Origin of the sequence: Kitasatospora sp. NPDC048722, from assembly GCF_040650235.1 — a bacterium.
In the GTDB taxonomy this organism is placed as follows: Bacteria; Actinomycetota; Actinomycetes; order Streptomycetales; family Streptomycetaceae; genus Kitasatospora.
The window spans coordinates 1-6451 of the sequence record NZ_JBEZGX010000126.1 but is presented as its reverse complement, the minus strand read 5'-3'; the positions used below and the strand labels follow the sequence as shown (position 1 = coordinate 6451).

General features: G+C 73.3%; 5 protein-coding genes and 3 pseudogenes. 4 read left to right on the top strand and 4 right to left on the bottom strand.

The window, feature by feature from the left end; translation table 11 throughout:
• Positions 1-107, top strand: a pseudogene (locus AB0C76_RS40840) (DNA-binding response regulator); the annotation flags it as partial.
• A gap of 402 nt (positions 108-509) precedes the next feature.
• On the opposite strand, the gene AB0C76_RS40835 reads toward AB0C76_RS40840, so the two are convergent.
• Positions 510-713, bottom strand: coding sequence for a class I SAM-dependent methyltransferase (locus AB0C76_RS40835; protein WP_359975709.1), 204 nt, complete (start codon positions 711-713; stop codon positions 510-512).
• A gap of 90 nt (positions 714-803) precedes the next feature.
• Between AB0C76_RS40835 and AB0C76_RS40830 the strand changes: the two are divergent.
• Positions 804-920 (top strand): annotated as a pseudogene (locus AB0C76_RS40830) (IS5/IS1182 family transposase); the annotation flags it as partial.
• Positions 921-1054: 134 nt separating this feature from the next.
• On the opposite strand, the gene AB0C76_RS40825 reads toward AB0C76_RS40830, so the two are convergent.
• From AB0C76_RS40825 to AB0C76_RS40815, 3 genes are all read right to left on the bottom strand, one after another.
• Positions 1055-1477, bottom strand: a complete 423-nt coding sequence (locus AB0C76_RS40825) for a hypothetical protein (protein ID WP_359975706.1) — start codon at positions 1475-1477, stop codon at positions 1055-1057.
• 500 nt (positions 1478-1977) lie between these two features.
• Positions 1978-3249 (bottom strand): MAB_1171c family putative transporter, encoded by a 1272-nt coding sequence (locus AB0C76_RS40820; protein WP_359975703.1) that lies wholly within the window; start codon positions 3247-3249, stop codon positions 1978-1980.
• Positions 3242-3796: a ParH-like protein gene (locus AB0C76_RS40815; RefSeq protein WP_359975700.1), complete on the bottom strand. Its 555-nt coding sequence runs from the start codon at positions 3794-3796 to the stop codon at positions 3242-3244. Before AB0C76_RS40815 ends, AB0C76_RS40820 begins: the two co-directional genes overlap by 8 nt.
• Before the next feature lie 237 nt (positions 3797-4033).
• Here AB0C76_RS40815 and AB0C76_RS40810 point away from each other — a divergent pair, with 237 nt between their 5' ends.
• Together AB0C76_RS40810 and AB0C76_RS40805 are read left to right on the top strand one after the other, a co-directional pair.
• Positions 4034-6172 carry a restriction endonuclease gene (locus tag AB0C76_RS40810; RefSeq protein WP_359975697.1) on the top strand — a complete coding sequence of 713 codons (2139 nt, stop codon included), beginning with the start codon at positions 4034-4036 and terminating at the stop codon, positions 6170-6172.
• Positions 6173-6352: 180 nt separating this feature from the next.
• Positions 6353-6451: pseudogene (locus tag AB0C76_RS40805) on the top strand (ABC transporter ATP-binding protein); the annotation flags it as partial.

Below are 6451 nucleotides of genomic sequence, written 5' to 3'. Positions count from 1 at the left end.
CCGCGAAGACCCATGTCGCGCGTCTGTTCGCCAAGCTCGAGGCCCGGGACCGCGTCCACCTGGCGATCATCGCCTTCGAGAACGGACTCGTGCCGCGTAGACGGTAGGGCAGGAGCAGAAGAACGATCGCGACCACGAGTCCGCCAGCGCGTAGCGGCGCTGCGTTGGGCCGAGGAGCCGGCGGGAGGCGCGGCCAAGGGCCTGGCGCAGGGGTGCTTCCAGCTGCGGGCGCAGGCCAAGGACCGGGCGCAGGGTGGTGCAGAAGGGGTTGGCGGCGCGGCGGGGCTCGTAGAGCAGCGGCCGCATGCCCGAAGCCGCGGCGGTCCGCAGCAGGGACTCGTCGCTGTGGGCCCGCCGGGCGGAGGCGACGCCGTCGTGTCGGCCCAGTGGGTGGCGCATCCGGGCGCGGTGGAACATCCACGCGCCGATGGGGGCGAGGCCGGTCGCGGCGATGTCGTAGTGGCAGAACGCCAGGGCGGGGGAGGCGCCTTGGGCCAGGAAGAAGTCCGTCAGGCGGGCTCGGGGAAGTGGTGCAGCACGCCGGTGGAGACGTACACGGTGGCGGGCTCCGGCAGCGCGAAGGCATTGCCATGGACGAAGCGGCAGGTGAGTCCCTCGCCACGGGCCAGGCGATCTGCCTCGCCGACCAGTGCGGCGTCGAGGTCGACTCCGACCAGCTCGACGTCCGGAGCGAGTGCGTTGGTGGCCGCCAGCCACCGGACCAGGTAGCCCAGCCCGCAGCCGATGAGGAAGGGGTGTTCGAGCAGCTCGGCGGCCTGCTGCGGTGCCCCGTCCGCACCGCCGAGGGCCGCGATCCGGTGCCGGCCGCCTGTGGCCTCGACTCGCAGAGCGTGAAGACCGCCACCAGCGTCCCCGCCTCCGCCCAGGGCATCGATGCCGGGAGGAAGATCGTCGGCCGTTATCTTGAGCCATTGCGACGAGGACGACGCCGACCAGGGACGATGTGATGTGGACGGTGTCGTCGACGCGGAGGGTTCGAGACCCTTCCGGCTGCGGAGATCGTGTCGCCCGGCGGGTCGCTCGCTCCGGACGGTCAGCCGGACTTTGTCTCGACTGTCACTCTGACGGAATGGTGTCGCAGGCGGGAGGCGACGAGTTCCATCTCGACGAACGTGCCCACGAGGCCGGTCGTCTTCAACTCGTCTGCCATAGCCCGTGCTTGTGCCAGTGATAGGCCGTGCACCTCCCGAAGAGCGCGAAGGACGGGCACTGCACTCGCCTCGGGCTCTGTCAGCCGGAGCCGGGCGGGTCCGTGTTCCGCCAGGAGGGCCTGGCGGATCTCCTCCGGAGTCGCGTCGCCGAAGTCCTGATCGCACCAGGCGATGGGGCAGGACTGGCAGCCCCCCTCGGTTCCCCACCACAGGCGTCCACCTTCGATGGACTGGCCGGTGTCGAGTATCAGCACACCGCCGCAGGCCTCGCATCGTGCCGTGATCGTCACGCCCTGGCTTGTCACCGTGCTCCTCATCATCGGACCTTGCCCCGGATAGTGCCGTAACAGCACCCCTCCGTCGACCGAGTATCCTCGCCGCCCCCGGTCGGCCGCGGGAACAGCTGCGGTCGCGATGCCGGCGCATCGGCTTCTCAGCATGGGCCGATCGCCCCTGCAACCGGTGACGTCGCCGCGTCGCGGGTGCCGCAGACGTCGGCCGTGCGACCTTCGCCCAACGCCAGCGCCAGCGCCAGGGACTGTCTGAGCTCGCGGTTCTCCGCCTCCGGCCGCCGGTTGCGCTCGGTGGCGGTCTCCAGACGCCGCAGCAGGGGTGCCTCGGAGGCCCGCTGTCGATCGCGAACCGGGCGGGCAGCGGGGACGGGGCCGTTCCGGGCTCGCAGACGTTCGATCTCGGCTCGTGGGTCCGGCTGGTTGTAGAGCCAGGACCGGAAGACGCCCGCTACACCCCGCACACCTGACGTTCCGTCCTGCATTCGGGCGGGCCGGGCAGGAGCGGTCCGATCTCACCCGGGGACGCTGTGCAGCTCGTCGCGCACCCGGTTGCGAACGTCGGCCACGGCCGGGGACGTGACGAAGGCATCCGCCACCTTGATCAGCCAGGCGACCTCCTCCTCGATGCCGACCTGCCCCTCGGGCGGGACGTATCCGGCCGACGGTTCGGCGGGGTAACGGTGCCCGGCCTCGGCCGCCTCCAGGGCGGCGGCGATGCCGGCAGCCTCCACGGTCGCGGCGACCTCGTGGCGCCGACGGAAGCGCGATCTGCCGGTGTTCACGGTGCTCGCGGTGAACTCGGCGACCCACAACGGCACCTGCGGGTGCACGTACGGACGGAGCGCGAGCTGGCCGTCGCGGATCTCGATGATGCGGCGGTAGAGCGCGAACTGCGCACCGTGCGGCATGCGCCGCCCCGCCCGCGCGGTTTCCGGCAGCAGCTCCACCGCCGGCACCGTCGCTCGCAGCGCCGACCACAACGGTTCCAGTCGGCGGGACGCGTACCGGGCGCGCAGGGGTCGCGACCACCTCGCCAGACGGCCGCCCCAAACGGGCGTGGTCGCTCCGGCCAGCATCAGGACGACGCAGCCGAGTGCCGCCACGGCGTTCACCGCGGTCTCGGGGCCGATCTCACCGCCGGTGGTCAGCAGATCGACCACGTCGTTGACGTTGCCGGCGATCCAGAGCAGCCCGATCACGCTTCCGGATGCCATCAGCCGCAGTCCGGAACGAAGTGTGCCCGGTGGCATCCGGCGGGCGGACCGGCCGGTCAGCAGCCCGAACACGGCCAGCCGCCACACCAGGTGGGCCGTGAGCAGCCCGACGTAGACGACCAGGACGAACCGCCGTCGGCCGTGCGCGACGACGAGGGCGCCCACCTGGGTGGTGCCGGCGGCGACGTACGCGACGACGCTCAGCACGAAGGCCCCGGCCGTGATGGCCACCTGCCGTCGAAGCCCGCCGCGGACACCGTCCGACGGCTGGATCGAGTGGGCCAGCATGGCCAGGAAGCCGACCGCGAGGAGTTCCAACTCGTCGCTGACGAGCCGGATGCAGCCGGATCCGAACCAGGACCACGGCCAGGACCCGAGGCCGCTCGCCGCGGTGAACGTCGCCGGAGGCGTCGTCGCCAGCCCCAGCCCCATGCACAGCCCGGCGGCGTAGACGTAGCGGAGCGCCGGATCCGACCGCCGACCGCGGTCGGACAGAGCCTTGACCGCCGTTCCGGCGAGGGTGATCAGGCAGGCGAGGTAGTCGGCCACGTCGGCCAGCCGGTCACTCATGACCTGCCGGATTGCTCCTCGGTGCGGGCCCGAACACGGAGCCCAGCCGGGTCACCCGACCGTCGGGATCGCCGGTGGCCGCGGACGCGGTCCGGGCCCGGTGCCGCGCGCGCTGCAGGACGAGGGAGGCGATGAGTTCGGCCTCCTGCTCCTGGTGGTCGGAGTAGGCCGAGCGGCCGAGCACGCGCCGGATCAGCTCGCCCGACAGATGGGGCATCAGCGCCGCGGACGCGGCGGATCCGAGCGCGGTCGTACCGGTGTGCCCGCAGAGCAGATGGCCGACTTCATGGAGCAGGATGTGCTGCTGGTGCAGCACGCTGGTGTCGGAGGGGTACCCGATGTAGTCGGCCCGGTCGGTGCTGGCCAGGATCCCGCACGGGCCCCTGCTCCACCCCGGCAGCGGCACCAACTCGAGCGGCCTGCCCCGCATTCGCGCCAGTGTCGCGGCGAGGGCCGGCATCTCGAAGGGCTCCGGAAGGGGCAGCGCCTCCGCGATCTCCCGGCACCTCCGCCACAACTCCGCGTCCCTGCGATCTGCCTGCGTCACGATTCCTCCCCCGGCTCATCGACTGCGCGCTGACGAGAAGTGATCCTAGGCCCGCAGGACAGTTCGGTCGGAATCAGCGCACACCGGCGTCCCGCAGAGCGCCGAGGAGCCGGCGCGCACCCGCCGACCTGCGACGGTCCCGCTCCCCGGGGGTGGTCGGGGCGCGTGGCTCGGTGGGGTGTTCACGTTCTATTGTGGCGGGCGCCGGTGGCGGTGTGCGGAGTGGAGGGGTGGACGGTGGCGGGGCGGCGGAACGACGGGGTGCTGGCGGTCTGGGCGGAGACGCAGCGGCAGCAGCAGCGCCGGGAGGAGGCCCGCTGGCGGGCGCAGGCGGCGGAGGAGCGGCGCCGGGAGCGCGAGTTGCGGGAGGCGCAGCGGGCCGCGGTGCGCGGTGAGCGGGAGGCGCAACGCGCCTACCAGCAGTCGCGGGAGGCTGACGCGGCCCGGCGGACGGCCGAACTGGAGGCCCGGGTGGAGGAGTTGCGCGGGTTGCTGGCGGCCGGGCTGCGGGCGCCGGAGTTCAGCCCGCAGGCGTTGCTGGCGCCGCGTCCGGTGCCGCCGTTCGAGCCGGGTGCGCTGGGTGAGCCGGTGCCGATGCCCGATCAGAACGCCTACCTGGTGCCGCCGCCGGATCCGGCACAGTCCCGCAACGCGGGGGTGTGGCAGCGCTACGAGCAGTACGCGGCGCAGGCGCGGGCCCGCTTCGAGCAGGACTGGTACGCCGCGCAGGCGCGGGAGGCGGACCGGCAGCGGCGGCTGGCGGCCTGTCACCAGGAGTACCTGGAGCGGGTGGCCCGGCACCGCCGGGAGGACGAGGAGCGGACCGTCCGCACGGAGGAGCTGCTGCGTCGGCTGCGCGCGGGTGAGCCGGAGGCCGTCCAGGAGTACTTCACGGCGGGACTGTACGCGTCCGCCGCGTGGCCGGAGGGCTTCCCGCACCGGCTGGTGGCGGCGTGGGAGGCGTCGTCGCGCCAGCTGGTGGTGAACTGGGAGCTGCCGGGCCCGGAGGTCGTGCCGGCCGCGGTGCGGGTGCGGTACGTGAAGTCGGACGACCGCGAGGCCGAGGTGGCGCGCCCGGCGACGGAGCGGAAGGCGTTGTACCGGGAGGTGCTGGCGCAGACCTCGCTGCGGGTGGCGGCGGAGCTGTTCCGGGCGGACCGGGACGGGATGCTGGACTCGGTGGTGCTGAACGGTTACGTCCGCGGCATCGACCCGGCGACCGGCCGGGAGTCGGAGCGCTTCCTGTCGACGCTGTCCACCGCGCGCGCCGACTTCGCCGGGCTCGCGCTGGACCGGGTGGCGCCGGTGGAGTGCTTCCAGGGCCTCGGCGGCACGCTGTCGGCGCGCCCGGAGCGACTGGACGAGGTCCGGCCGGGCCGGCTGCCGGAGACGGTGGGCGGGAGCCTGGCCGGGCACGGCGGCGAGGACGAGCCGGACCTGTTCGAGATGGACCCGATCGAGTTCGAGAACCTGATCGCGGAGCTGTTCCGGCTGCGCGGCTTCCGGGTGATGACGACGGCCCGCAGCGGCGACGTCGGGGTGGACGTGGTCGCCGAGGACCTCGATCCGGTGACCGGCGGCAAGATCGTGATCCAGGCGAAGCGCTACCGCTCGACCGTCTCCCCGACGGCCGTGCGCGACCTCGACTCCACCGTGCGCCACCACGGCGCGATCAAGGGCATCCTGGTGACGACGGCGGGCTTCGGCCCGGGCTCGTACGAGTACATCCGCAACAAGCCGCTGTCGCTGGTGAGCGGCCCCGAGCTGGTCGAGCTGCTGGCCGAGCAGGGCCTGCGCGGGCGGCTCGGCGGCGCCCGGAACGCCGTCGACGAGGCAGCGGACGGGGACGGGCCGGTCGAGCGGCGCACCGGCGTCGAGGTGGTGTGGCGGAGCCGGACGGCCGGCGGGGACGCGGTCGAGCTGGACGTGACGGCGTTCGTGTGCGCGGGCGGCCGGGTGCTGAGCGACGAGCACTTCGTGTTCTTCAACAACCCGCAGGACCCGGACGGCGCGGTGCGCCTGCACCCGACCCGTTCGGTGCCGGGCGAGCCGTTGCGGGCCGCCCGGGTCACGCTGGACCCGGCCCGGCTGGGGCCCGCGGTGGAGGAGGTGGTGATCGCCGTCTCGACCGAGGAGGAGGAGCCGCCGGCGCTGCCCCTCGGGTACGTGCACGGGCTGGCGCTGACGGGCGCGTACGGGCAGGGCGTGGCCGGTCCCGAGCGGTGGACGGCCGACACCGGGGGCGTGCCGGACAGCGCGATGCTGGTCGGGGCGTTCCAGCGCAACGGCGGGGGCTGGCGGTTCACACCCTCGGGCGCGTCGGTGGCCAACGGCCTGGCCGGGCTCGCGGGGGCGTTCGGCGTCGCCGTCGAGTAGCGGGCACGCGGTGACGTAGGGGACGAATGTCATACCTCAGGAGGAGGGAAGGGCCCGCCACTACGCCGGGAAGGCGGGGGTCGCCCCTCCCCGGGACATACGAATCGCCTTCGGAGTCCTTGGAAGGATGGAACGTACCCGACCATCCGTTCCCGTCCTTCCAGGAGTCTCCCCGTGACGATGCCCGCAACCGCCGTCCGCACCGGCCGGGCGGCCGCCCGCGCCACCGGCCTGAACAAGGTCTACGGGGAGGGGGAGACCCGCGTCGTCGCCCTGGAC

Coding starts and splice junctions, on each gene's coding strand:
- AB0C76_RS40820 (WP_359975703.1), bottom strand. CDS start 3,249: ATGAGTGACCGGCTGGCCGACGTGGCCGACTACCTCGCCTGCCTGATC.